Origin of the sequence: Chromobacterium fluminis, from assembly GCF_011602385.1 — a bacterium.
In the GTDB taxonomy this organism is placed as follows: Bacteria; Pseudomonadota; Gammaproteobacteria; order Burkholderiales; family Chromobacteriaceae; genus Chromobacterium; species Chromobacterium fluminis.
This window is the reverse complement of record NZ_JAAOMA010000017.1, coordinates 1-23,215: the sequence shown is the minus strand read 5'-3', so window position 1 is coordinate 23,215 and position 23,215 is coordinate 1. Positions and strand designations below refer to the sequence as shown.

Sequence of the window (23,215 nt, the reverse complement as noted above, 5' to 3'; positions counted from 1 at the left end):
ATGCCCGAATGCAGACACCTCAAACGCCTCCCTTCGCCGGCCTGACGCCGGACGCCATTCTCCACGCAGTGGACAGCCTCGGCCTTTACAGCTCCGGCAGCCTGCTGGCGCTGAACAGCTACGAGAACCGGGTTTATCAGATCGGCATCGACGACGCCGCGCCGCTGGTGGCCAAGTTTTATCGGCCGGAGCGCTGGAGCGATGAGCAGATACTGGAGGAGCACGCGTTTTCGCTGGAACTGGCGGAGCGCGAGATCCCGGTGGTGCCGCCGTTGGCTTTCAAGGGCGTCACCTTGCATCATCACGGCGGTTTCCGTTTCGCCTTGTTTCCGCGTCGCGGCGGCCGGGTGCCGGAGTTGGGCGACGCGCGCACGCTGGAATGGATAGGCCGCTTTCTGGGCCGCATCCACGCTTTGGGCCGGGTGGAGAGCTACGCGCGGCGGCCGGCTTTGGACGCGGACAGCTTCGGCCGCGAGCCGGCGGACTACCTATTGCGGCACGCGGACTTGCCGCCGGAACTGCGCGAAGTCTTCCGCGGCGTGCTGGAGCAGGCGCTGGCCGGTGTCGACCGCGCTTACCAGCGCGCCGGCGCGGTGAGCGCGCTGCGGCTGCACGGCGATTGCCATGTCGGAAATATGCTGTGGACCGACGACGGTCCGCATTTCGTCGACTTTGACGATAGCCGCATGGGACCGGCGGTGCAGGATTTGTGGATGTTGCTGTCCGGCAGCCGCGAGGAGCAATCGGCGCAGTTGGCCGAGGTGCTGGCCGGCTACGAGGACTTTTGCGAGTTCGACCTGCGCGAACTGCATCTGCTGGAGGCCTTGCGCACCTTGCGTCTGATCCATTACAGCGCCTGGCTGGCGCGGCGTTGGCACGATCCAGCTTTTCCAGCCGCCTTCCCCTGGTTCAACAGCCAGCGTTATTGGGAGGAACAGATTCTGACCTTGCGCGAGCAGATTGCGCTGTTGGACGAACCGCCGTTGTGGTCGGTGTAAGAGCGATTTTACGATCTCACGAGCAAGAGCGAGACAAGGCGAAAACGGCATAGAAAGCGGAGTGTTCTCGTGGTATGAGCATTTAGAAGGGGGACTCACCGCGTCACGTCTTACAACGCGCAGCAGATCGTAAACAGGTTCTACTCGCGGGCTCAAAGTCTGGGGTCAGCCGGTGCTGGCCTCCTTATGCTGCTGCATTCTTTCCTTGACCCAGCTTTCGAAGTGGGGCGCGTCCATCGGCTTGGCGATGAAATAGCCCTGGCCCATCAGGCAACCGCGGTTGCCCATGAAGTCCAGATCGGTGGTGGTTTCTATGCCTTCCGCCACCGTGGTCAGCTGCATGCGCTGCGCCAGTTCGATCACGCTGTTGAGCACGGCTTCCAGGTGCGGTTTGGTGGACACCGAGGTGACTAGTGATTGGTCTATCTTCAGTTCGGTGAACGGGAAGCGGGTCAGTTGCTGCAAGGTGGCGAAGCCGGTGCCGAAGTCGTCGATGGACAGGCCCAGGCCGCCCAGCCGCAGCCGGGCGGCGATGCCGATGGCCTCGGCCAGATTGTCGGCGATGGCGGTTTCGGTCACTTCGAAGATGATGAAGCGCGGCGGCACGTGAGTGCTGAGCAGCCGCTGCTCGATTTGCTGGGTCAGGTCGTCGCCCTTCAGCGATAGCGCGGACAGATTGACCGACAGCGGCAACCGCAGGCCGCGGCGCGCCCATTCCTGCCATTGCTTCAGGCCTTGGTCCAGCATGTTTAGCGTCAGTTCGGTGGCCCAGCCGCTGGTTTCCACCACCGGGATGAAGCGGGCGGGCGAGACGATGCCGAGTTCCGGGTGCTGCCAGCGCGCCAACATTTCCGCGCCTTTGAGCAAGCCGCCGTTGAGAGTGACCTTGGGCTGGTAGTAGGGAATGATCTCGCCCTTGTCCAGGGCCTCGCGCACTTCTACCTCGCTGAACAGTTCGGCATGGTGTTCGTCGCCGCCCTTGGGCGTCCACACCCGTTTGAGCAGGTCCAGCAGCTCCGGCTGGCGCAGCGGCTTCTTTAAGCCGCCAAGCACCGGCAGCCCAAGCTCCCGTCCCATCAGCTCCACGGTGGAGATCAGCAGATAGTCTTTGCTGGAAGTGACCACCAGCGGCGCGTTCAGCCCCTCTTTGGCCATGTGCTGCATGACTTGTACGCCGTCCAGTTTGGGCATTTCCAAATCCAGCAGGATCAGGCTGGGCAGATGCTCGCGCATCCGCTCCAGGCCTTCCTCGCCGTTGGCGGCCTGGCGGATCTGCTGCGCGCCCAGGCCTTGGCAGATCTCGCAGCCGTGCTGGCGCTGCAAGGTGCTGTCGTCGATGATCAGGACGTCCTGGATATCCAGTTGCATGGTGTTTCCTCGTTCAGCGGCAAATCGCCTTGGCGATGGTGTCCAGCGACATCACTTCGTCGGCCGCGCCCAAGCGGATCGCTTCCTTGGGCATGCCGAACACGACGCAGCTTTCCTCGTCTTGAGCGATGGTCTTGGCGCCGCAATCGTGCATTTCCTTCAAGCCCTTGGCGCCGTCGTCTCCCATGCCGGTCATGATGATGCCCAGCGCGTTCTTGCCGGCGAACTTGGCGGCGGAGCGGAACAGCACGTCCACCGACGGTTTGTGGCGGCTGACCAGCGGTCCGTCCACCACTTCCACCAGATAGAAGGCGCCGCTGCGTTTGATCATCATGTGTTTGCCGCCGGGGGCGATCAGCGCGCGGCCCGGCAGGATGCGGTCGCCGTTGCTGGCTTCCTTGACTTCGATCTGGGACAGGCTGTCCAGCCGCTCGGCGAAGGAGCGGGTGAATTTTTCAGGCATGTGCTGGACGATGGCGAGGCCGGGGCAGGTGCGCGGCAAGGCGGTGAGCACGGTTTCCAACGCTTGGGTGCCGCCGGTGGAGGTGCCCACGGCGATGATGCGTTCCGTGGTGGCGAACATATTGCCGCCGGTGGGCGCGGACAGGATGGCGTCGGCGGACAGCTTGGGCCGGGTTTCCAGCGGGTTGGACGTTGGCGCCAAACCGCCGGGAGGCGCTCCGCCTCCCAACGTCGCGCCGCCGGCGGAGGGCATCACCCGCACCCGGTTCATTCGCGCGGCGGCGGCGCTGCGCACCGCTTGCACTAGTTGGTTGGCGCTCTCTTCGAGGAAGCCCTTGACCCCGGCCATGGGTTTGGCGATCACTTCCACCGCGCCGGCGGCCATCGCCTGCATGCTGATGTCGGTGCCTTTCTGCGTCAGCGATGAGCAGATCACCACTGGAGTCGGCCGGCTGGCCATCAACTGCTTGAGAAAGGTGATGCCGTCCATGCGCGGCATCTCGATGTCCAGCACGATGACGTCCGGCCATTGCTGTTTCATTTTTTCCATCGCGGCGATGGGGTCGGTGGCCACATCCATCACCGTCATGCCGGTTGCCTGGCTGAAAACCTGGCTCAGCACTTGGCGAACCACTGCAGAGTCGTCCACGATCAGCACTTTGATAGTCATGCCCGAGTCCTTGCCTTATGGTGTGCGGAAATCCTGCTCATGTCCGCGTCTTGCGTCTGTTTTACCCACACATCGCCCGTGGCCAGATCGAACATCACCAACCGCGGGCTGTTGCCGCCCAAATCCTCCGCCTGCACGGATAGCCCGAGTTGCTTGACCAACTGGTAGGCCATGTCGATATTGCGCGACGGCACGTCGTGCGGCTGATCGCGCTCGACGCCTGCCAGCACCGCGGCTCCGCCCACCAGCTTGGCGTGGAATTCCTGCAAGGGCAGCCCGGAGTTCAGCACCTCGTGCAGCATCAACAGCATGGCTTCGTCGCCGTAGCGGCCCGACAGTGTCGATGCCCTGCGGTCGGTGCGCCGAGCCAGCAGGTAGTGGCACATCCCTCCGATTTTGGCCTTGGGGTGCCACAGCGTGATCGAGACGCAGGAGCCTAGCAGCGTGCGGACTTTATGGTGCTTGTCGCCGAAGTACCAATCGCCGGGATGCAGGAAAATATCGACGTCTTGTTTTGTCATTACCAGGGCCTTTGTGCCGAAGGTGGCCAAGCGACCGGTTCATTCGTTTTAATGTAGATCAGTTGCCGCGCCGTTTCAGGGTGGATTCGACGCGCTCTCCGCCTCCGCGCTTGTCTCCTGGATCAGAAAGTAAGCGATTTGCTGTTGCAGGCGCGCCGCCTGTTTGTGCACTTCCGCGGCGGTAGCCGCCAGCGCTTCGCTGTTGGAGGTGTTGCGTTGAGACACCTCGCCTAGGTGTTCCATCGCGTCGCGGACTTGGGAGATGCCGCGCGCCTCTTCCCGGCTGGCGGCGCTGATGCCGCCCACCAGTTCCGCGGTGGCCGCGCTGCGCTCCAGAATGCCGGACAGCACGCGGGCGGCCTGTCGCGCTTCATGGCGGCTGTGCCGGGCCAGTTCGCTGATTTCCCGGGCGGCGTGATGGCTGCGTTCGGCCAGCTTGCGCACGTCGTCTGCCACTACGGCGAAGCCGTGGCCGTGCGGGCCGGCCGTGGCGGCTTCGATGGCGGCGTTGAGCGCCAGCAAATTGGTTTGGTAGGCGATGTCTTCGACGCTTGCGATGCGCTCGGCAATCTGTTCCAGCGCGCTTTCCGCGGTTTGCACCGCTTGTTTGCCGTCAGCCACCTGGCGCGCGGCGTCGTGCGCGGCGGCGTTGGTCAGTTCCGCCTGAGCCAGATTGCCTTGGCTGACGTCGTGCATTTGAGCGCAGGATTGGGCGGTGGCGCCGACGCTGAGCGCGGCGGCCCAGCTGTTTTGCGCCAGCGCCTCGGCGGTGGCTCGGATTTCGCGGGCGCTGTCGGCCAGTTGGTCGGCGCTGTGACGCACGTCTTGGATGATGTCGCTCAGGTGGCGGCTGCTGTATTCCAAGGTGGAGTGCACGCTGCGGCGCGTTCCCGCGGGCGGTTTGCCGCCGCGCCATAGCCGGCCGGCGGCCATTTCACGCATGCGCTCGGCCAGCGCGTCGGGTTCCGCGCCCAGGATGCGCCACAGCTTGCGGTGGATGGCCCAGGCCAGCAGCAGGCCAGCCAGCGCGCTGCCTCCGGCCAGCGCCAGCAGCAGCGTTTTCAATTCCCGGCCGCGGCGCTCCGCTTGCCGAGCGGCTTGCTCGCGCAAGGCATGCGTTTGTTCGCGCAGCTGCCGCAGCGGAACGATCAGCGCCGGCGCGGCCTGGTCCAGCGCTTTGCGGGCTTCGTATTTCTGGTTGGCGGCGGCCTGGCGCATGCCTTGGTCCAATAGCACGAAAGCCTGTTCGCGCTGGGCTTGCAGCCGCCGCATCGAGCCTTGCAGTTCCGTTTTGCCCGGAGCTTGTTGCTGTTCGATGGCGTCGGCGAGTTTCCGCTCCAGTTCCAGGTAGCGGCCGCGAGCGGCGAGATAACTTTCGCGCCAAGACTGGATGTCGCGGCGGCTGGAGACGATGATCAGCGAGCGGTAGTCTATGCGCATTTCTTGGAGTTGGACGTGCATGCGGTCGCTAAGCCGGGCGTGGCGGCCATAGACCTGGGTGATCTCCTCCAGCTGAACGTGGAATTGTTCCAGGCCGTACAGCCCCGCGCCGATCAGGGCCAGCAGCAGAAACAGCAGCGCGCCGAATCCCAGTTTCAGCTGTCGGGAGACGGATAAGGGACTTTGGCCGGGCGCGGGGGCGAAGTGGGCCGGCATGACCGCTCAGGCCTTTTCCGTTTGGGGTTCCGCAGTGGTTTCCTGCTGGCCCAGGCTGGAGATCAAGGCCATTTCATCGACCGACAGTACTTTGTTGACGTTGAGAAGCACGATGAAGTGGCCATCCAGTTTGGCCATGCCGGCGATGAAGTCGACGCGGATCTTGCTGCCGAACTGGGGCGGCGGCTCAATGTCGGCGTCGGGAATGGCCAGCACCTCGTGCACCGCATCCACCAGGATGCCGATCAACTGCAGCTGGTCCTCGCCTTCGACTTCGATGATGACGACGCAGGTGCGGCGGTTGATTTCGGTTTCGCCGCGGGCGAAGCGCAGCGACAGGTCGATCACCGGCACCACCGAGCCGCGCAAATTCATCACGCCGCGGATGAAGGGCGGCATCAGCGGCACGTGGGTGGGTTTCAGATATTCCAGGATTTCGCGTATCGCCAGGATGCCGATGGCGAAGACGTCGCCGCCCAGCTGGAAAGTCAGGTATTGGCGGGCGTCGGCCTGCGCTTCGGCGGAGGCGGCGTTGTCGTGCTTACGCTGTAGATGGAGCGGTTTCATGGCGCTGTCCGGTTAGAAACGGATGAAGTCGGACTCTTCCGCCAGTGGCGGGTGCAGCGGCTTATGCGGCAACAGGGGCTCGCGCCGAGCGCGCGGCGGCGCAGGGTGGAAGGATTCGGCGGCGCCCAGCTTGAAGTAGCCCATCAACTCGTGCAGGTGTTCGGCCTGATCGTTCATTTCCTCGGCGGTGGAAGCAAGCTCCTCGCTGGCGGACGCGTTCTGCTGCGTGGTCAGGCTCAGTTGCTGGATGGCGGAGTTGATCTGGCTGACGCCGCTGGCCTGTTCGTTGGAGGCGGCGGCGATCTCCTGCACCAGATCGGCGGTGCGGCTGCTGGAGCGGACGATTTCCTCTAGGAACTGACCGGCCTGTTCGGCCAGCTTGACGCTGCTGCCGGCCACGCCGCTGATTTCCTGGGCAGCGATCTGGCTGCGCTCGGCCAGCTTGCGTACTTCGGCGGCCACCACGGCGAAGCCCTTGCCGTGCTCGCCGGCGCGCGCGGCTTCGATGGCGGCGTTGAGCGCCAGCAGATTGGTTTGGTAGGCGATGTCGTCGACGATGCCGATCTTGTCGGCGATCTGGCGCATTGCCTCCACGGTGCGACGCACCGCCTCGCCGCCTTCGGCCGCCTCGCGCGAGGCCTTGGTGGCGATGCTCTCGGTGACGCGGGCGTTGTCGTTGGTCTGGCTGATGGAGGAGGACATCTCTTCCACCGAGGCGGATGTCTCCTCAATACCGGCCGCCTGTTCGCTGGCGGCCTGAGACAAGGCCTGCGAGGTGGAGTTGATCTGCTGCGCGGCGCTGGACAGCGCCTCGGAGCCGCTCTTGACCTCGGCGATGATGTTGCGCATCCGCTCTATGGTGACGGCGATGGCGGCGCACAGGCTGTTTTGATCGCCCGGCCGCAGCCGGATTTCCGCGTCCAGATTGCCGTCGGCCACCTGGCGCATTACTTCGGACACGTAGTGCGGCTCCCCGCCCAGAGTACGGAGCAGGTTGCGGGTGATCAGGGTGGCCAGGCAGGCGCTGATCACGGTGGCCAGCAAGGACAGCGCAATCATTACCCAATGGGCTTGCTGATAGCTGGCGTCGGCCTGAGTGGCCAGTTGGTCGTTGAGTTTGTCCTCCAGGTCCGCCAACGCGGTCAGTTGCTGATTGAAGGCGATCATTTGCGGCGCGATCTCGGTCTGCATCAATTTCTTGGCTTCGTCCTGACGCCCCTGATTGGCCAGCTCCACCGCCTTGTCCACCAGGGCCAGCGTGGCTGGCCGCATATTCTGAATGCGGCTCATCTGTTCCAGCTCTTGCGAGGTGTTGTTGCTGGCCTGCCGGAAGACATCGGCCAGTTTCTTTTCCCTGTCCATATAGATGACTTTGGCCGCCTGATAGGCTTGCAGCGCGTTGTTGATGTCGGCGGGTCCCTCGGCCAGCATCACATTGCGGTAGGCAATGCGGATGTCCTGGTTGTCGCTGATCAACTGACGCGCCAGCCGGCTTTCCATATTGTTGATCTGGGTGATGTCGCGTAGGGCGATATTGCTGATTTCCAGCCCGTACAGCGCCGCGCTGACGCAGATCAGCATCAGCGCGATGATCAGGCCGAAACCCAGTCCAAGCTTCTGCGCGATGGACATGCCGTGTTTGTATTGGCTCATTGGGCGCTCCTATCCGTTTTCGCCGCGGTGTTTGTCGTGCCAGCTTCCCATTCCCGGGCGGGAAGCAGCGCGTACCGCTCCGCCTCTTTTTGGGTGGCATGGTGGATCAGGGCGGGCACGTCGAGAATCAAGGCGACTTCGCCCGTGCCCAATATGGTGGAGCCGCTGATGGCCTTGAGATGGCGGAAGAGATTGCCCAGCGGTTTGATCACGGTCTGGAATTCGCCCAGCAGGGCGTCCACCACCAGACCGGCCTTGCGATCGCCGTAGTGGACCACCACCACGTTGCGGCGTTTGGCCGCTACGGTTGGCAGATCCAGAAAGCTGTTCAGGCGCAGCAGCGGCAGCAGCTCGCCGCGCAGATTCAGGCAGTCGTGAACACTGTCTTTATCCAGGGCGGCGGGTAGCTCTATGCATTCGATCACCGCTTCCAGCGGCACCACGAAGGTGGCGGCGGCCACTTCCACCAGGAAGCCGTCGATGATGGCCAGGGTCAGCGGCAGCCGGATGCGGAAGGTGGTGCCGAGTCCAAGTTCTGATTCAATGTCTATGGTGCCGCGCAGCTGCTCTATGCTCTTTCTTACCACGTCCATGCCGACGCCTCGGCCGGAGATGTTGGTGACCTGGTCCGCGGTGGAGAAACCTGCCTCGAAGATCAGACGGAACACATCCTGTTCCGGCAGCGTGGAGTCCGCTGGAACCAGGCCGCGCTCCACCGCCTTGGCCAGGATGCGCTCTTGGTTGAGGCCGCCTCCGTCGTCGGCCACTTCGATCACAATGCTGCCGGACTCATGATAGGCGTTGAGCCAGACATGCCCTTCGGCCGGCTTGCCGCTGGCCAGCCGACGCTCCGTAGTTTCGATGCCGTGGTCGATGGCGTTGCGCACGATGTGCATCAGCGGGTCGCCCAGCTTTTCCACCATGGATTTGTCCAGCTCGGTTTCCGCGCCGGAGATGTGCAGTTGGATGTCCTTGCCCAGTTCGCGCGAGACGTCGCGCGCCACGCGTGGGAAGCGGCTGAAGATTTCGCCGATCTGGATCATGCGCATGGACAGCGTGCCGGCGCGGATCTGTTCGATCAGGTTGGCGATGGTTTGGGTGGCTTCCACCAGCGCGCCTTGCTGAGAGCGGCGCGCCACCAGATTGGCGGCGGCGCCGGCGATCACCAGTTCCCCGATCAGATTGATCAGGCTGTCCAGTTTGCCTGCCTCCACCTTGATGAATTTGCTTTCGGCCGGCTTGCCGCTTTTGGCGTCGCCGGAGGTCTTGGCGCTGGCGCGGGCTGGCGGGGAGTCCTGCGCCGCGTCGACGAGGAGGACGGGATCGACGTCTACCGTGGAACGATCCGCCTGCGCCAATTCCACGATTTCCGCCAGCGGCGTTTCCGTGTCTGTCGCGAAGGGCGCGTCGGACACGGTTTCCGGCTCGGCGGTCTCGGGCTCCAGGCCAAAGCGCAGCCATACCGCCTGGACCGCGTCGGCTTCCTCCGGCGACGCGCTGGCCAGCGTCTGAGCCTGTTGCCGCGAAGTGGGCGGCCACGGCCAGATATGGACCTCGCTGTCTTCGCGGGCGAATTCGAAGACGTCCACCAGCGTCTGCTGTTCTTCCTGACTGCGGTACCGCGCCTCCAGGCGCAGATAGTTGGTTTCCGGGTTGAAGGCGTCGCCGGCCGGCAGCTGGGTGGTGATGGCTTCTATCCGGTCGATCTCGCCTATGGTGGCGAGGTAGCGGATGAAGGAGGATGGGTCCATGCCGTTGCGCAACATGTCCGGGCCGAAACGCAGCGACAGCAGCCATTGCTCCGGCTTTTGCGCGGCGGGCGCGGGCAGAGGTTCGGATGGGAGCGTTGCGGGCGGCGCTTCCGGGGCATCGGTCGTTTCGGTCGCGTCCTGAGCCGCGGCACCGCCGGCCGCGCGGTTGTAGGCGATCAGCTCGTCCAGCAGTTCGGTGTCGGCGAATCGCTCCAGGCTGTCCTTGGCCGCCAGCGCGGTCAGCATCTCCTTGACGTGGTCGTGGCAGCGCAGCAGCAGGCCGGTCAGCATATCGTCCAGGCGCAAGGCGCCGTCGCGCAGCAGATCCAACACGTTTTCCACTTCATGGGTGAAGCCGACGACGATGTCCAGACCAAACAGCCCGGCGGAGCCCTTGATGGTGTGCATGGAGCGGAACAGGGCGTTCAGCTGTTCCGTGGTGGTGGAGTCGGCTTCCGCGTCCAGCAGAATGCTTTCCATCTCCCCCAGCAGATCGTTGGACTCTTCGAAGAAGGTTTGCAGCGCCAGTTCAAGATCCATGCGCGGCCTCGTCCAATGAGAGCTCGCCTTGCAGGCCGATCAGACGGATGAAATCCTGAGAGGCAGGGCTGGGGGCGATGAAGCGCAGCGCGACGCCCTTATGCAGGCTTTCCCTGCGCAGCCATAGCAGCACCTGGGCGATGGCGCAGTCCAGTTCTCCGACGCAGGACAGGTCCAGTTCGATGGCGGCGTGGTCGGCCAGGGCGGCGTGAAGCTGCTGATGCAGTTCCGCCGCCTGGTAAATGGTTTGTTCTCCGCTAAGCGTCAGTTGGAAAACGGCGGCGGTCGGTGTGGCGGGCGCGCCGTCTCGGGCGTCTGGTTTTTTGCGGGTGCGCGGCATGTCGAGCTCCCGTTCAGGGCAGGATCAATTTGGAAACGGCGGTCAACAGCACCGGCGGCTGGAACGGTTTGACCACCCAGGCCTTGGCCCCGGCGGCCTTGCCTTCCTGCTTTTTTTCCTCGGAGGACTCCGTGGTCAGCATGATGACCGGAGTGAACTTGTAATTGGGATGGACTTTGATATTGCGCAGCAAGGCGATGCCGTCCATCAGCGGCATGTTCACGTCGGAGACGATCAGATGGACTTTGCGCCCGTCCAGCACATTTAGCGCCTCCTGGCCGTTGCCGGCCTCCAGCACCTCATAGCCCGCGCCGGCAAGCGTCATGCGCACCACCTGTCGCAGGCTGGCCGAATCATCGACGATGAGTATGGTTTTGGCCATCGGAAGCGTTCCCCGGATCAAAAAAAGGTGATGTTGTTTTGCTTATTGCCCGATTCAGTCTTGTCGCTGCTGTGCAGGACGCGCTGCTCATGGGTGGTATAGCTGTTTTTCAAGGCCTCAAGCCAGGCTGCGGTGTCCGGCGGCGTCGGCCGCTGTTCGGTATCGATCAGCGCCTGGCTGAAGACGCTTTCCAGCCGGCGCATGTCGTTTTGCACTCCGCTGAGGATTTGATCGACTCTATCCTGGAATTGCAGTTGCACCAGGATGTCTTCCAGAGCCTGCTGCAAGGATTGAGACTGAGCGGCCTCTTCGTCCAGTGTGGTTTCTTTGTCCTGCGCGGCTGGGTCGGCGGGGTTCAGCGGAGCGTGAGGCCGCAGCGGTTCGTGCGCCATTTGCGCCAGGCTGTCCATGGCTTTGTCGATCTGGTTTTGCAAGCGGGACAGCTGCTCCAGCGTGTCGCTGCCCAGTTGTTCCATGCTTTGCTCGCCGTCCAGCTGGCGGCCGCTGATCAGGCTGCGCACCAGGTTTTGCAGGGTATTGGCCGATTGGCCCAGCGTGTGCAGATGGATGGCGAGGTCGGTTTGCTGCCGGGTGGCGTTTTGCAAGAGCTGCAACAGGTGCTTGAGCCGGCTCTCCGCCTGCGCCAGCGCCGCGTGGTCGGTGTGCTCGCCGGGTTTGGGCACCGCGCCGCCCACTTGGCGCAAGATGCCGTCGAAGCGTAGGGTCAGCCTGTTGGCGGCGTCGTCCATCTGTTCCTTGCCTAAAGAAATGTGGCCGGCCCATAGGGGGAGCAAGGCGCAAACATGGCTGGCGAAGCCCTGCCAGTAGGCGTCTGGGTTCGGCGTCTGTTCCGCGGGATCGACTGGCGCGGGCCAGTTCAGGGTCAGCGCCAGCGCGACGGAGCTGAGCGCCAGTCCGGCCCAGAGTAGGGCATGCCCCCAAAACAGCCAGCACAAGACGCCGCCATTGATGGCCAGGCCCAACAGCAGGCGGTTTCTTGGCGTCAGAGGCGGGAGCTGAACCATGTCGATTAACCGGGATAGAAAAAAGTCATACCTTTTTTGTAGTTGTTGGTTTTTTCTTATGCAAACGGCCGGCGCGGCCAAGCCGCTTGCGGGGGCAATAAAAAAGCCTCCGTGACGGAGGCTGTCGGGGTGGAAATTGAAGCGTTTCTCAGCCGGGGAACAACAGCGGATTCACCCCGCTGCGGGCAAAGCCGTGCTGTTCCAACTGCTGATCCAGCGCCAGCGTGGCCAGATCGTCGGCCGCCGGTTCGGCGTTCAGGTCCTTGTCCAGCGCCAGGATCTTCAGATAGCTGCCGCAGTCGCCGCAGCTCTCGCCGCGCACCGCGGCCTGCTGGCTGTCGCCTTGCTCCAGCGACCAGTAGCCGATGTCGCGCGTGGCTTCGCAATTGCTGCACTTGGCGCGCACCAGATGCCATTCGCTTTCGCACAGGCTGCAATGCAGGTAGCGCAGGCCGGATTCGTTGCCGAGGCGCACCACGCTGGCTACCGGCGGCATCGCGCACACCGGACACAGGTGGCGGGCGTCGTCGGGTTCGGCCACCGCGGCGACTTGCAATTGCGAGGCTAGTTGGCTGAAGTAAACCGACAGCGCCGCCCACAACAAGGGCGCCCGAGCGGAGCCGACGGCGGCGAAGTCGCCGTCCAGCAGAGCGCGCGCGGCGTTTTCCAGCGCGTCGTCGCTCGTCTGTCCCAGTTCGCGCGCCACTTCGCCGGCGGGGCCGGGCAGGGCGGCGAGTTCCGCGCATAGCGCGCGCAGCAGATCGCGCCAGACCGGATCGCGCGGCCAAGCGGCGGCGCCCAGCGGCGGCAGGCCGTGTTCGGCACAATGATGGAAGTAATCGCCGCGCTGTGGCAGCGCCACCGGCTGTTCGCGCACCAAGCGGTGCTGAGCCGCGGCGATGCGGGCGGCGAAGGCCAGATAGGCCGCCATCGGGTGGCCGTCGGCCAGCGCCGAGAGGCGCCGGCTGCGGGCCAGATAGCGTTCGGCGGGCTGGGGCAGCAACAACGGCGGGATCTCTCCCGCCGCGGTTTGCAGCCGGCCAGCCTCGTCCAGGGGGACGATGCGTATGCTCATGGCTTGTTCTTGTCTCCAGTCATTTCACGATACCAGCGCGGATGATGCTTCTTGGCCCAGGCATGGGTGACCACGCCTTCCACCATCGCCCGTATCGTGCCGCGCACCCAGATGGCGGCGTAGACGTGGACGATGATGCCGGCGATCAGGATCAGCGCGCTCCAGGCGTGCAGGAGCAGGGCCACGCGGATCACCGGGATGGGGAAGTACAGCGCGAAGTACGGCCGCCACATGATGAAGCCGGTGCACACCAGCATCAGCATGCAGCCGGTCATTAGCCAGAACATGCCTTTTTGGCCGCCGTTGTACTTGCCGATGTCGCCGACCTCGTGGCCGGACAGCACCGACTTCACCGCCATCATCCACTTCACGTCTTCCTTATCCAAGAAGTTGTGATGCCAGTAGCGCAGGAACTGGCGCGCGAAGCCGAGGAACATCAGCACCCCGACGAAGGGGTGAATGATGCGCGCCAGCTGCGGCGTGCCGAATACGCCGGTCAGCCAGAAGAAGGCCGGGTAGAAGAAGGCCAGGCCGGAAATCGCCAACAGCACGAAGCACACCGCCACGATCCAGTGGTTGAGGCGTTCCGCCGCGCTGTAGCGCTTGATCAGCTTTTCCTTGCTCATGCCTTTTCCTCCTCTTCCTCTTCCGCCTTATTGGGGCCGACGCCGATATAGTGGAAGAAGCCGAACAAGACCGAAGCCGCCAGGCCGATGGTGGACAGCGGCTTGAGAATGCCCTTCCACAGGCTGACCACCGGGCTGATCTTGGGATCCTTGGCCAGGCCGGAATACAGCTCCGGCTTGTCGGCGTGGTGCAGCACGTACATCACGTGAGTGCCGCCCACGCCTTCCGGATCGTACAGCCCGGCGTTGGCGTAGCCGCGGGTTTTCAGTTCTTCCACCCGCTCGTGCGCGTAGGTCTGCATATCGGACTTGGTGCCAAAGCGGATGGCTCCGGTGGGACAGGTCTTCACGCAGGCCGGCTCCTGCCCCACCATCACCCGGTCGGAGCACAAGGTGCATTTATACGCCTTGTTGTCCTTCTGGTTGATGCGCGGGACGTTGAACGGACAGCCGGAGATGCAATAGCCGCAGCCGATGCAGTGCTCAGACTGAAAGTCCACGATGCCGTTGGCGTACTGGATGATGGCCCCCGGCGATGGACAGGCCTTCAGACAGCCCGGGTCGGCGCAGTGCATGCAGCCGTCCTTGCGGATCAGCCACTCCAGCTTGCCGCTTTCCTCCACCTCGCTGTAGCGCATCACCGTCCAGCTGTGCGCGGTGAGATCGGCCGGGTTGTCGTAGACGCCGACGTTGCTGCCCACTTCGTCGCGGATGTCGTTCCACTCCGAGCAGGCCACCTGACAGGCCTTGCAGCCAATGCAGGTGGACACGTCGATCAGCTTGGCCACCTCGGCCTTGTAATCGCGCACCACCGGCGGCTGGGTAGGGCTGGCGGAGCGGCGCTGGATATCTTGCGATTGCAGTGACATGGTCGCTCCTTATACTTTCTCGACGTTGACCAGGAAGGACTTGAATTCCGGCGTCTGGGTGTTGGCGTCGCCGACAAACGGCGTCAGCGTGTTGGCGCTGAAGCCTTTCTTGGCCACGCCTTCATAACCCCAGTGAATTGGAATCCCGACCTGGTGCACCGTCTTGCCGCCCGACTGCAGCGCGCGGATGCGCTTGGTCACCACCGCCTTGGCCTTGATATAGCCGCGCTTGGACGACACTTTCACCGTGTCGCCGTGGGCGATGCCTTTCTCCTTGGCCAGCGCCTCGCCGATTTCCACGAACTGCTCCGGCTGGGCGATCGCGTTCAGCCGCGCGTGCTTGGTCCAGCCGTGGAAGTGCTCGGTCAGCCGGTAAGTGGTGGCCGCGTACGGGAAGGCGTCATGCTTGCCCATCTGCTCGCGGTCCGCCGGGAACACCCGCGCCGCCGGATTGGACACCACCTTGGGATGCAGCGGGTTGGTGCCCAGCGGCGTTTCGAACGGCTCGTAGTGCTCGGGGAAGGGGCCTTCGGCCATCTTGTCGAGCGCGAACAGCCGCCCCAGGCCCTCGGCCTGCATGATGAAGGGGCCCATGGCGCTGCCGGGCGGCTCGTCGGCCTTGAAGTCGGGCACGTCCACGCCCACCCATTTTTCGCCGTTCCACTTGATTAGCGTCCGCTTCTTGTCCCACGGCGTGCCGTCCGGCTTACAGGAAGCGCGGTTGTACAGCACGCGGCGGTTGGCCGGCCACGCCCAGGCCCAGCCCAGAGTATTGCCCAGCCCGGATGGGTCGCTGTTGTCGCGGCGCGCCATCTGATTGCCGGCCTGGGTCCAGCTGCCGGCGAAGATCCAACAGCCGGACGCGGTGCTGCCGTCGGCCTGCAACAGCGCGAAGCCGGACAACTGCTCGCCTTTCTTGGCCAGGAACTGGCCGGGGTTCTTGGGATCCGGGATGTCCGCCAGCGCCTTGCCGTTGAGCTCCTTGGCCAGTTCTTCCGGCTTGGGCTCGTGCGGGTTGCCGTAAGCCCAGGACAAGCTCATGACGGCCTCGGCGTTCTTGCCGCCTTCCTTGGCGTACTGCGCTTTCAGACGGGTGAAGATGCCGGCCAGGATTTCCGCGTCGGTGATGGCATCGCCCGGCGCGTCCGCGCCTTTCCAGTGCCATTGCAGCCAGCGCCCGGAATTGACCACCGCGCCGTCTTCCTCGGCGAAACAGGTGGTGGGCAGGCGGAACACCTCGGTCTGGATTTCCGCGCTGTTGACATCGTTTTGCTCGCCGTGATTCTTCCAAAAAGTGGAAGTGTCGGTGGCCAGCGGGTCCATGATCACCAGGTATTTCAGTTTGGAAAGCGAGGCCACCACCTTATTCTTGTCCGGGAAGGCCAGGATGGGGTTGAAGCCTTGGCAGAAATAGCCGTTGATCTTGCCCTGGTGCATCAGCTCGAAGTACTGCAGCACGTCGTAGCTCTTGTCCCACTTGGGCAGCCAGTCATAGCCCCACTGATTGTCGGCTGTGGCCTTGTCCCCCCACATCGCCTTCATCAGCGAGATGAAGAACTTGGGATAGTTCTGCCAGTAGTTCATCTGCCCGTCGGCCAGCGGCTTGCTGGTGTACTTGGCCAGATAGGCGTCCAGCGTGGGCTCCTTCTCCGAGGGCATGTTCAGATAGCCCGGCAAGCTGGTGGACAGCAGGCCGATATCGGTCAGACCCTGGATGTTGGAGTGGCCGCGCAGCGCGTTGACCCCGCCGCCGGCCATGCCCATATTGCCCAGCAGCAGCTGGATCATCGCCATGGTGCGGATGTTCTGCGAGCCGATGGAGTGTTGCGTCCAGCCCAGCGCATAGAGGAAGGACGTAGTCTTGTCGTGGGCGCCGGTTTCCGCCAGGTATTCGCAGACCTTGAGGAAGGCGTCCTTGGGCGTGCCGCAGAGGGTTTCCACCATTTCCGGCGTGTAGCGGGCCACGTGCTCGCGCATCAGATTGATCACGCAGCGCGGATCGGACAGGCTATCGTCGCGCTTGGCCATGCCCTTGTCGTCCAGCTGGTAAGTCCAGGTGGATTTGTCGTAGCTGTGCTTCTCCGCGTTGTAGCCGGAGAACAGGCCGTCGTCGAACTGGAAGTCCGGATTCACCAAGAGCGCGGCATTGGTGTAGGCCAGCGTGTATTCCTTATTGTACTTGCCGGTTTGCAGCAGGTAGCGGATCACGCCGGACAGGAACGCAATGTCCGTGCCGGTGCGGATGGGGGCGTAATAATCCGCCACCGAGGCCGTGCGGGTGAAGCGCGGATCGATGACGATCAGCTTCGCCTTGTTGCGGGTCTTGGCTTCAATCGCCCAGCGGAAACCCACCGGGTGCGCCTCGGCCGCATTGCCGCCCATGACGACGATGAGGTTGGCGTTCTTGATGTCGACCCAATGGTTTGTCATGGCACCGCGACCAAATGTTGGGGCAAGACTTGCCACCGTTGGTCCGTGTCATACACGCGCCTGGTTGTCGACCGCCAGCAGCCCCAGGCTGCGGGTGAATTTGTGGGTCAGCCAGCCGGCCTCGTTGCTGGACGCGGAAGCGGCCAGGAAACCCGTGGTCAGCCAGCGGTTGACGGTGACGCCGTCGGCGTTTTTCTCGACGAAGTTGGCGTCGCGGTCGCGCTTCATGTGGGCGGCGATGCGTTCGAAGGCTTCGTCCCAGCTGATGCGTTTGTATTCGTTGGAGCCCGCTTCGCGCACTTCCGGGTAGCGCAGGCGGTTGGGGCTGTGGATGAAATCGATCAGGCCGGCGCCCTTGGGACAGAGCGCGCCGCGATTGACCGGGTGGTCCGGATCGCCTTCAATGTGGAAAATATCGGCTTTGGCGTTCTTGGCGCCGTCGCCCAGGCTGTACATCAAGATGCCACAGCCCACCGAACAGTATGGACAGGTATTCCGAGTTTCCGTCGCGCGCATCAATTTATAGCTGCGCGTGTCGGCCAGCGCGGTCTCGGGCATAAAGCCCAGGGTCGCGATGGTGGTGCCTGCCATGCCGCCGGCGCAGAGCTTGAAAAACTGCCGTCTGCTGACTTGCATGGGTTTGTCTCCTTGGTATGAACCTGGCGCCCTTGACCCACCAAGGGCGCATTGCTCACTCACAGCGGAAAATCTATTATCGCCCTAGGTATCAATTAGTACAAACTATTGCAGCTGATGGCAGGCCAAATTCTATGAAAAAAAATGAAGCGCTGGAGCATGCGGCGCTTGAGCTCGGCATTATCGATTGCCGCGATGGCGGCGCCCAGGCCAGGCAAGACTGGGTGGCGGTGGAAACCCCTGTGGCGCTGGTGTACAACGGCCTGTCCCACGTGGTGATGATGGCCAGTCCGAGGGCGCTGGAAGACTTCGCGCTTGGCTTTAGTCTGGCCGAAGGCATCATCGCCCATCCGGGCGAAATCTACGGCATCGACATCCTCCCGGGCGAGCGCGGGGTGGAGGTTCATATCGAGCTGGCTTCGGCCCGTTTCATGGCCCTGAAGGAGCGCCGCCGCCAACTGGCCGGGCGCACCGGCTGCGGCCTGTGCGGCGTGGAGCAACTGGCGGAAATCCACCGGCCGCTGCCGCCGCTGCCGGTCACCCAAAACTTCAGCCTGGACGCGCTGGCGCGCGCCTTGCCGGCCTTGCAGCAGGCGCAAAGCCTGTCCCAAGCCACCGCCTGCGCCCACGCCGCCGGCTGGGTGACGCCGCAGGGCGAACTCCTGCACCTGAGCGAGGACGTGGGCCGCCACGTGGCGCTGGACAAGCTGATCGGCGCGCGCGCGCGCCAAGGCTGGCGCGACGGCGCCGCCGTCGTCACCAGCCGCGCCAGCTATGAAATGGCGCAGAAGGCCGCCGCCGCCGGCATCGAGATATTGATAGCGATGTCCGCGCCCACTTCGCTGGCGGTGGAGATGGCCGCGCGCTACGGCCTGACCTTGATCGGCTTCGCCGGCCGCGGCCGCGCCAATCTGTACAGCTGCCCCGAACGTTTGCGCATGTAATCCAACAGAAATATTCTGCCAGTAAACGGCATGGCTGCCGTGGATTGATGCCGGCAAGCGTCGCAGCGTCGGCAGCTTGCGCCGAGATGCGTCGGCAGGGGCGGGCGGCTGGTTTTGCGATGCAATATAGGCGGTGAATTCCGTCTTGCAATTCTTGGCAAGTTAGGGTCAGAATCGAAGCTCGACATTTCAACCCTTTCGAATATAAGAAACAAGCATGGCACTCATCGTACAAAAGTACGGCGGCACTTCGGTTGGAACCACCGAACGGATCAAGAACGTTGCCCGCCGTGTCGCCAAGTGGAAGTCGCAGGGACATGATGTCGTGGTGGTTGTGTCCGCCATGAGCGGCGAAACCAACCGCCTCATCGCCCTGGCAAAGGAGATTCAGGACTATCCGGACCCGCGCGAGCTGGACGTGGTGGTATCCACCGGCGAGCAAGTCACCATCGGCCTGCTGGCGATGGCGCTGAAGGAAATCGGCGTGCCGGCCAAGAGCTACTGTGGCTGGCAGGTGAAGCTGGTCACCGACAACGCCCACACCAAGGCCCGCATCCAGGAGATAGACGACGCCGCGATGCGCTCCGACCTCAATGAAGGCCGCGTCGTCATCGTCGCCGGCTTCCAGGGCGTGGACGAGGACGGCGATATCACCACGCTGGGCCGCGGCGGCTCGGACACCTCCGCCGTGGCGCTGGCCGCCGCGCTGAAGGCCGACGAATGTCAGATCTACACCGATGTGGACGGCGTTTACACCACCGATCCGCGCGTGGTGCCGGAAGCGCGCCGCCTGAAGACCGTCACTTTCGAGGAAATGATCGAAATGGCGTCGCTGGGCTCCAAGGTGCTGCAGATCCGCTCGGTGGAGTTCGCCGGCAAGTACAAGGTTCGTTTGCGCGTGCTCTCCAGCTTCGAAGACGAAGGCGAAGGCACCCTGATTACGTATGAGGAAGATGAAAGCATGGAAAAGGCCGTTGTCGCAGGCATCGCATTTGACCGTAACGAAGCGCGCATCAACGTCAAGGGCGTGCCGGACAAGCCTGGCATCGCCTACCAGATTCTGGGGCCGATCGCCGATGCCAATATCGAAGTGGACATGATCATCCAGAACGTGGGCGAAAACGGCGCAACCGATTTCTCCTTCACCGTGCCGCGCGGCGAATTCCAGCGCGCGCTGACCATCCTGCGCGAAGTGCAGACCCATATCGGCGCCGCCAAGATCGACGCCGACGACAAGGTGGCCAAGATTTCCATCGTGGGCGTGGGCATGCGTTCGCACTGCGGCATCGCCTCCACCATGTTCCGCACTCTGGCGGAAGAGGGCATCAATATCCAGATGATCTCCACCTCGGAAATCAAGGTATCGGTGCTGCTGGACGAGAAGTATCTGGAACTGGCGGTTCGCGTTTTGCATAAAGTTTTCGGACTGGACCAGCCGGCGTAAATAATTTCGGATCCACGCTTGACAGGGGGCGCAGCGCTAATTAATATGGCGCTCTCTGAACGGAGAAATGGCCGAGTGGTCGAAGGCACTTCCCTGCTAAGGAAGCATACGGGCTTAAACCTGTATCGAGGGTTCGAATCCCTCTTTCTCCGCCAGTCAGCGCACCCGTAGCTCAGTTGGATAGAGTATCTGGCTACGAACCAGAGGGTCGGGCGTTCGAATCGCTCCGGGTGCGCCACTTGCTGTCCCTATAGTTTAGCGGTTAGAACACCGCCCTTTCACGGCGGTAGCCGGGGTTCGATTCCCCGTGGGGACGCCAGATTTAGAAAAACCCATCGCGCAAGCGGTGGATTTTTTGCATTGTGCTGTCGATTTGAGCGCAGGCGGCGGCAGGCCGCCCGCGCTGGTCCGCGCGGGCAGTCTGGCTCAGAACTTGTGATTCAACTCCACCCACCACTGGCGGCCATAGGGCAGATAGCTGCCCACCGGGTAGTAGGGCCAGTTGCTGGTGTCGTCGCGCTTGATGGTGTCCAGCACATTGTTGACGATGAGCCCCACCGAAGTCTGCTTGCTCCATTGATACTGAGTGCTGAAATTGGCCAGCACCGTGGGCGTCAGATTGCCATTGCCGCTGGCCTTGGGAATCTTGCCGTAGCGGGTCAGCAGCACGGTGGACGACCAGGGGCCGATGTCCCAGCTCAGGCTGGTGTCCAGCTTGTCCGGCCAATCGGTGTTTTCCGGGTCGTTCAACATATTCTTTTCCACATCCCCGGCAAACTGCTGATAAGTGTGCTTCAGCACCTTGGTGTAATTGGCTTTCAGCAGGAAGCCGCCCCAGTTGGCGGTTTTCCAGCGCAGCTTGCCGGCGAGGTCGAAACCGCTGGTGCGCTCGCTGGCCGCGTTGATCGGGTTGACCACAATCTGCTTGATCGCGCCCGGATTGATCAAGGCATTGGCCGGATTGCGCTGTACTCGGCGCAGCGTGTCCTGGCACAGCTGGGACGACGCGTCCAGCACGCCGGCGCGGCACTGCGCCTCGTCGCGCAACAGCTTGTCGCCGCTCAGGTCGGTGACCAGATCATTGATGGCGATATCCCAGTAATCCACCGAAATATCCGCGCTGCTGCTGGGCGACCACACAAAGCCGAAGCCGTAGGACTTGCCGTTTTCCGGCTTCAGTTCGGCGTTGCCGTTCTTCACGTAGTCCGCGCCCGGCGACATGCTTTTGTAGTCGCAGCTGGCCAAGGGCTGGCCGGCCTGGGCGCAACGCCAGTAATCAGTGCTGGACGAGTAATAGCCGCGGCTCTGGGTCAGGAACAGATAATTCATGTCCGGCGCGCGGAAGCTGGTGGCGTAACTGCCGCGCAGCAGCAAGCTGTTCAGCGGCCGGAACGCCAGGCCGGCGCCGTAAGTGAACTTGCCGGCGCTGCTGTCCGGCAGTTGGTAACGGTCGTAACGGCCGGACAGCGTCAGGTCCAGCCGCTTCAACACCGGGATGAACAACTCGCCGCCCAGCGCCTGGCGCGAGCGGGTGCCGCCGGCGTGCACGGCCGGCGAGGTGTTGTAGAACGCGCCCTGATTGATCAGCGGGTCCGGATCGTTGCTGAAGCCCTGGCTGCCCCATTCCAGCGTGCCGGCCAGCTTCACCGCGCCGGCCGGCAGCTTGAACAATTCGCCGCTGCCGCTCAGGCTCAGCGCCTGCAGCCAGGACTTGTTCTGGCTCACCGAGCGCCCGGCGATGCTGTCGAACTCCGCCTGCGTCAGCCGGCGGTTGAACGGTCCGGCCGACGGCGCGTAAATCGGCACCCCCTTGGCGTCCACGCCCTGCTGCTGGCCCAGGAAGAAACTGTCCGCATTGGCCAGCAGCCGCGGCGCGATGTTCTGGCTGGTGTAGATGGACGCGTTGTAAGCGGCTTCGTAACTCCAGCTGCTCTCCGGCACCGTGCCGCGCAGGCCGAAAGTCAGGTTGGCCGCCACATCGTCCCATTTGCGGTTGTAGCGGCTGGCGCCGCCCATCTCCTCCGGCGACAGCAAGCGGCTCCAGACCTCGTAGCGGCCGCTGTTCTGGTTCAGGAAATAGCCGCCGTTGCCGGCGGCCGAGGTCCAGCTGGGGCCGCGGGTATTGTTCTCGCTGTGGTTGAAGGCCAGCAGCGCGTCGCTGAACAACTCCAGGTGATCGTTGAGCGCGTAATTCAGGCTCAGATAACCGTTCTGGCTCTGGTTGGCGGTCTGCACCGTCCAGTAGGAGGCCTTGGCCAGCGGGCTGGCGCAGACATTGCTCTTGCTGCTGCGGTAAGCGCGCACGCTGCCGGCGTACAAGCCGCCCAGCGCGCCGCAAGCCGCGCCGGGATCGATGAACTTGCCGCTGCTCACATCCTTCTGCGACCACACCGTGGTGGGCGCTGCGCCGTTGACGGTGTTGTCCGCCATGAAGCCGCGCTGGCGCGACCAGATCGGGTTGCGCTGGCTCAATTCCAGCGCGTAGACCAGATTCAGCTTGTCCCAGCTCTTGCCGCCGCTCAGTTGCAGGCGCAGGTTTTCGCCGCCGTGATGCTCGCTGCCGCCGGCCTTGACGTTGACCGTGGTGCCGTCGGCCTTCTTCTTCAGGATCACATTGACCACGCCGGCGATGGCGTCCGAGCCGTAAATCGCCGACGCGCCGCCGTTGAGCACCTCGATGCGCTCAATCATCGCCGCCGGGATATTGGCCAGATTGACGAAGTTGACCGACCCCTCGTAAGCCACCGGGTAATCGGCGATGCGGCGGCCGTTGAGCAAGGTCAGCGTATGGTTGGGCCCCAGCCCGCGCAGGCTGATGGCGTTGGCGGCCGGAGTGAAGGTATTGCCGAAATCCGCGCCCTGGGTGAAGCCGGTGTTCTGCGCCAGATTGTTCAGCGCGTCGTAAACATTGGTGTAACCCTGTTTTTCGATATCGGCGCCGCTCAGCACCGTGACCCCGGTGGGGCCTTCCTTGCCGGCGCGCGCAATGCGCGACCCGGTGATGGTGACGCTGTCCAGCGTGTTGCCGTCGGCGGCCAGCGCCGGCAAGGCTTGCCCTGCCAAGGCCAGCGCTAGCGCGGAGAGAGTGAAATGGGGATATGCCATCGCGGAATGCCGGCTGTGCCGGCCCTTTATTGATTTTGGAAAACAAAATCTAGCACGATTGCATATATGTTAAAAATCTGGAAAATTAGATTGTTATTCAAATTGAGAATAATGTGATTGGAAGCATTGAGGGAGCTTGGCGTGGGTGGGGAT

Annotated in this window: 18 protein-coding genes and 3 tRNA genes; 6 read left to right on the top strand and 15 right to left on the bottom strand. The window is 63.3% G+C overall.

Annotation, left to right across the window (positions count from 1 at the left end):
* Positions 1–8: 8 nt before the first annotated feature.
* Entirely contained in the window at positions 9–998 is a 990-nt protein-coding gene (locus HA052_RS13245) for a serine/threonine protein kinase (protein ID WP_166452276.1), read from the top strand.
* A gap of 165 nt (positions 999–1,163) precedes the next feature.
* Here HA052_RS13245 and HA052_RS13240 read toward each other — a convergent pair whose 3' ends face one another.
* The 14 genes from HA052_RS13240 to fdnG all read right to left on the bottom strand — a co-directional run bounded on the left by HA052_RS13240 (position 1,164) and on the right by fdnG (position 17,569).
* Positions 1,164–2,366: an EAL domain-containing response regulator gene (locus tag HA052_RS13240; protein ID WP_240937362.1), complete on the bottom strand. Its 1,203-nt coding sequence runs from the start codon at positions 2,364–2,366 to the stop codon at positions 1,164–1,166.
* Positions 2,367–2,379: 13 nt separating this feature from the next.
* Positions 2,380–3,498 (bottom strand): protein-glutamate methylesterase/protein-glutamine glutaminase, encoded by a 1,119-nt coding sequence (locus HA052_RS13235; RefSeq protein ID WP_166452275.1) that lies wholly within the window; start codon positions 3,496–3,498, stop codon positions 2,380–2,382.
* Positions 3,495–4,019, bottom strand: coding sequence for a chemotaxis protein CheD (locus HA052_RS13230; RefSeq protein WP_166452274.1), 525 nt, complete (start codon positions 4,017–4,019; stop codon positions 3,495–3,497). The genes HA052_RS13235 and HA052_RS13230 overlap by 4 nt, the downstream gene beginning before the upstream one ends.
* Positions 4,020–4,094: 75 nt before the next feature.
* Positions 4,095–5,675, bottom strand: coding sequence for a methyl-accepting chemotaxis protein (locus HA052_RS13225; protein ID WP_166452273.1), 1,581 nt, complete (start codon positions 5,673–5,675; stop codon positions 4,095–4,097).
* A 6-nt stretch (positions 5,676–5,681) separates the two neighbouring features.
* Positions 5,682–6,242, bottom strand: a complete 561-nt coding sequence (locus HA052_RS13220; RefSeq protein ID WP_081545325.1) for a chemotaxis protein CheW — start codon at positions 6,240–6,242, stop codon at positions 5,682–5,684.
* 12 nt (positions 6,243–6,254) lie between these two features.
* Entirely contained in the window at positions 6,255–7,895 is a 1,641-nt protein-coding gene (locus HA052_RS13215; protein ID WP_166452272.1) for a methyl-accepting chemotaxis protein, read from the bottom strand.
* Positions 7,892–10,186: a chemotaxis protein CheA gene (locus HA052_RS13210; RefSeq protein WP_166452271.1), complete on the bottom strand. Its 2,295-nt coding sequence runs from the start codon at positions 10,184–10,186 to the stop codon at positions 7,892–7,894. The genes HA052_RS13215 and HA052_RS13210 overlap by 4 nt, the downstream gene beginning before the upstream one ends.
* Entirely contained in the window at positions 10,176–10,526 is a 351-nt protein-coding gene (locus HA052_RS13205; protein WP_166452270.1) for an STAS domain-containing protein, read from the bottom strand. The genes HA052_RS13210 and HA052_RS13205 overlap by 11 nt, the downstream gene beginning before the upstream one ends.
* A gap of 13 nt (positions 10,527–10,539) precedes the next feature.
* A complete protein-coding gene (locus HA052_RS13200; protein WP_081545329.1) occupies positions 10,540–10,908 on the bottom strand; it encodes a response regulator in 369 nt (122 codons plus the stop codon).
* Between the two features lie 17 nt (positions 10,909–10,925).
* On the bottom strand, positions 10,926–11,933 hold the full coding sequence (locus HA052_RS13195) for a hypothetical protein (RefSeq protein WP_141111106.1): 1,008 nt from the start codon (positions 11,931–11,933) through the stop codon (positions 10,926–10,928).
* A 148-nt stretch (positions 11,934–12,081) separates the two neighbouring features.
* Positions 12,082–13,008: a formate dehydrogenase accessory protein FdhE gene (fdhE, locus tag HA052_RS13190; RefSeq protein WP_166452269.1), complete on the bottom strand. Its 927-nt coding sequence runs from the start codon at positions 13,006–13,008 to the stop codon at positions 12,082–12,084.
* Positions 13,005–13,634, bottom strand: coding sequence for a formate dehydrogenase subunit gamma (locus tag HA052_RS13185; protein ID WP_081545332.1), 630 nt, complete (start codon positions 13,632–13,634; stop codon positions 13,005–13,007). The genes fdhE and HA052_RS13185 overlap by 4 nt, the downstream gene beginning before the upstream one ends.
* Positions 13,631–14,503 (bottom strand): formate dehydrogenase subunit beta, encoded by an 873-nt coding sequence (gene fdxH, locus HA052_RS13180; RefSeq protein ID WP_166452268.1) that lies wholly within the window; start codon positions 14,501–14,503, stop codon positions 13,631–13,633. Before fdxH ends, HA052_RS13185 begins: the two co-directional genes overlap by 4 nt.
* Positions 14,504–14,512: 9 nt before the next feature.
* Positions 14,513–17,569, bottom strand: coding sequence for a formate dehydrogenase-N subunit alpha (fdnG, locus tag HA052_RS13175; protein ID WP_166452267.1), 3,057 nt, complete (start codon positions 17,567–17,569; stop codon positions 14,513–14,515).
* Positions 17,570–17,703: 134 nt separating this feature from the next.
* Here fdnG and fdhD point away from each other — a divergent pair, with 134 nt between their 5' ends.
* From fdhD to HA052_RS13150, 5 genes are all read left to right on the top strand, one after another.
* Entirely contained in the window at positions 17,704–18,513 is an 810-nt protein-coding gene (gene fdhD, locus HA052_RS13170; RefSeq protein ID WP_166452266.1) for a formate dehydrogenase accessory sulfurtransferase FdhD, read from the top strand.
* 217 nt (positions 18,514–18,730) lie between these two features.
* Positions 18,731–19,957 carry an aspartate kinase gene (locus HA052_RS13165; RefSeq protein WP_081554775.1) on the top strand — a complete coding sequence of 409 codons (1,227 nt, stop codon included), beginning with the start codon at positions 18,731–18,733 and terminating at the stop codon, positions 19,955–19,957.
* Between the two features lie 61 nt (positions 19,958–20,018).
* Positions 20,019–20,112, top strand: a tRNA-Ser gene (locus tag HA052_RS13160).
* A 6-nt stretch (positions 20,113–20,118) separates the two neighbouring features.
* A tRNA-Arg gene (locus HA052_RS13155) sits at positions 20,119–20,195 on the top strand.
* 6 nt (positions 20,196–20,201) lie between these two features.
* Positions 20,202–20,276, top strand: a tRNA-Glu gene (locus HA052_RS13150).
* 107 nt (positions 20,277–20,383) lie between these two features.
* Here the strand turns inward: HA052_RS13150 and HA052_RS13145 are convergent.
* On the bottom strand, positions 20,384–23,062 hold the full coding sequence (locus HA052_RS13145) for a TonB-dependent receptor plug domain-containing protein (RefSeq protein WP_166452265.1): 2,679 nt from the start codon (positions 23,060–23,062) through the stop codon (positions 20,384–20,386).
* Positions 23,063–23,215: the final 153 nt, after the last annotated feature.

Coding starts and splice junctions, on each gene's coding strand:
- HA052_RS13230 (WP_166452274.1), bottom strand. CDS start 4,019: ATGACAAAACAAGACGTCGATATTTTCCTGCATCCCGGCGATTGGTAC.
- HA052_RS13185 (WP_081545332.1), bottom strand. CDS start 13,634: ATGAGCAAGGAAAAGCTGATCAAGCGCTACAGCGCGGCGGAACGCCTC.
- HA052_RS13245 (WP_166452276.1), top strand. CDS start 9: ATGCAGACACCTCAAACGCCTCCCTTCGCCGGCCTGACGCCGGACGCC.
- HA052_RS13200 (WP_081545329.1), bottom strand. CDS start 10,908: ATGGCCAAAACCATACTCATCGTCGATGATTCGGCCAGCCTGCGACAG.
- fdhE (WP_166452269.1), bottom strand. CDS start 13,008: ATGAGCATACGCATCGTCCCCCTGGACGAGGCTGGCCGGCTGCAAACC.
- HA052_RS13225 (WP_166452273.1), bottom strand. CDS start 5,675: ATGCCGGCCCACTTCGCCCCCGCGCCCGGCCAAAGTCCCTTATCCGTC.
- HA052_RS13220 (WP_081545325.1), bottom strand. CDS start 6,242: ATGAAACCGCTCCATCTACAGCGTAAGCACGACAACGCCGCCTCCGCC.
- HA052_RS13195 (WP_141111106.1), bottom strand. CDS start 11,933: ATGGTTCAGCTCCCGCCTCTGACGCCAAGAAACCGCCTGCTGTTGGGC.
- HA052_RS13145 (WP_166452265.1), bottom strand. CDS start 23,062: ATGGCATATCCCCATTTCACTCTCTCCGCGCTAGCGCTGGCCTTGGCA.
- fdxH (WP_166452268.1), bottom strand. CDS start 14,503: ATGTCACTGCAATCGCAAGATATCCAGCGCCGCTCCGCCAGCCCTACC.
- HA052_RS13215 (WP_166452272.1), bottom strand. CDS start 7,895: ATGAGCCAATACAAACACGGCATGTCCATCGCGCAGAAGCTTGGACTG.
- fdhD (WP_166452266.1), top strand. CDS start 17,704: ATGAAAAAAAATGAAGCGCTGGAGCATGCGGCGCTTGAGCTCGGCATT.
- HA052_RS13165 (WP_081554775.1), top strand. CDS start 18,731: ATGGCACTCATCGTACAAAAGTACGGCGGCACTTCGGTTGGAACCACC.
- HA052_RS13240 (WP_240937362.1), bottom strand. CDS start 2,366: ATGCAACTGGATATCCAGGACGTCCTGATCATCGACGACAGCACCTTG.
- HA052_RS13235 (WP_166452275.1), bottom strand. CDS start 3,498: ATGACTATCAAAGTGCTGATCGTGGACGACTCTGCAGTGGTTCGCCAA.
- HA052_RS13205 (WP_166452270.1), bottom strand. CDS start 10,526: ATGCCGCGCACCCGCAAAAAACCAGACGCCCGAGACGGCGCGCCCGCC.
- HA052_RS13210 (WP_166452271.1), bottom strand. CDS start 10,186: ATGGATCTTGAACTGGCGCTGCAAACCTTCTTCGAAGAGTCCAACGAT.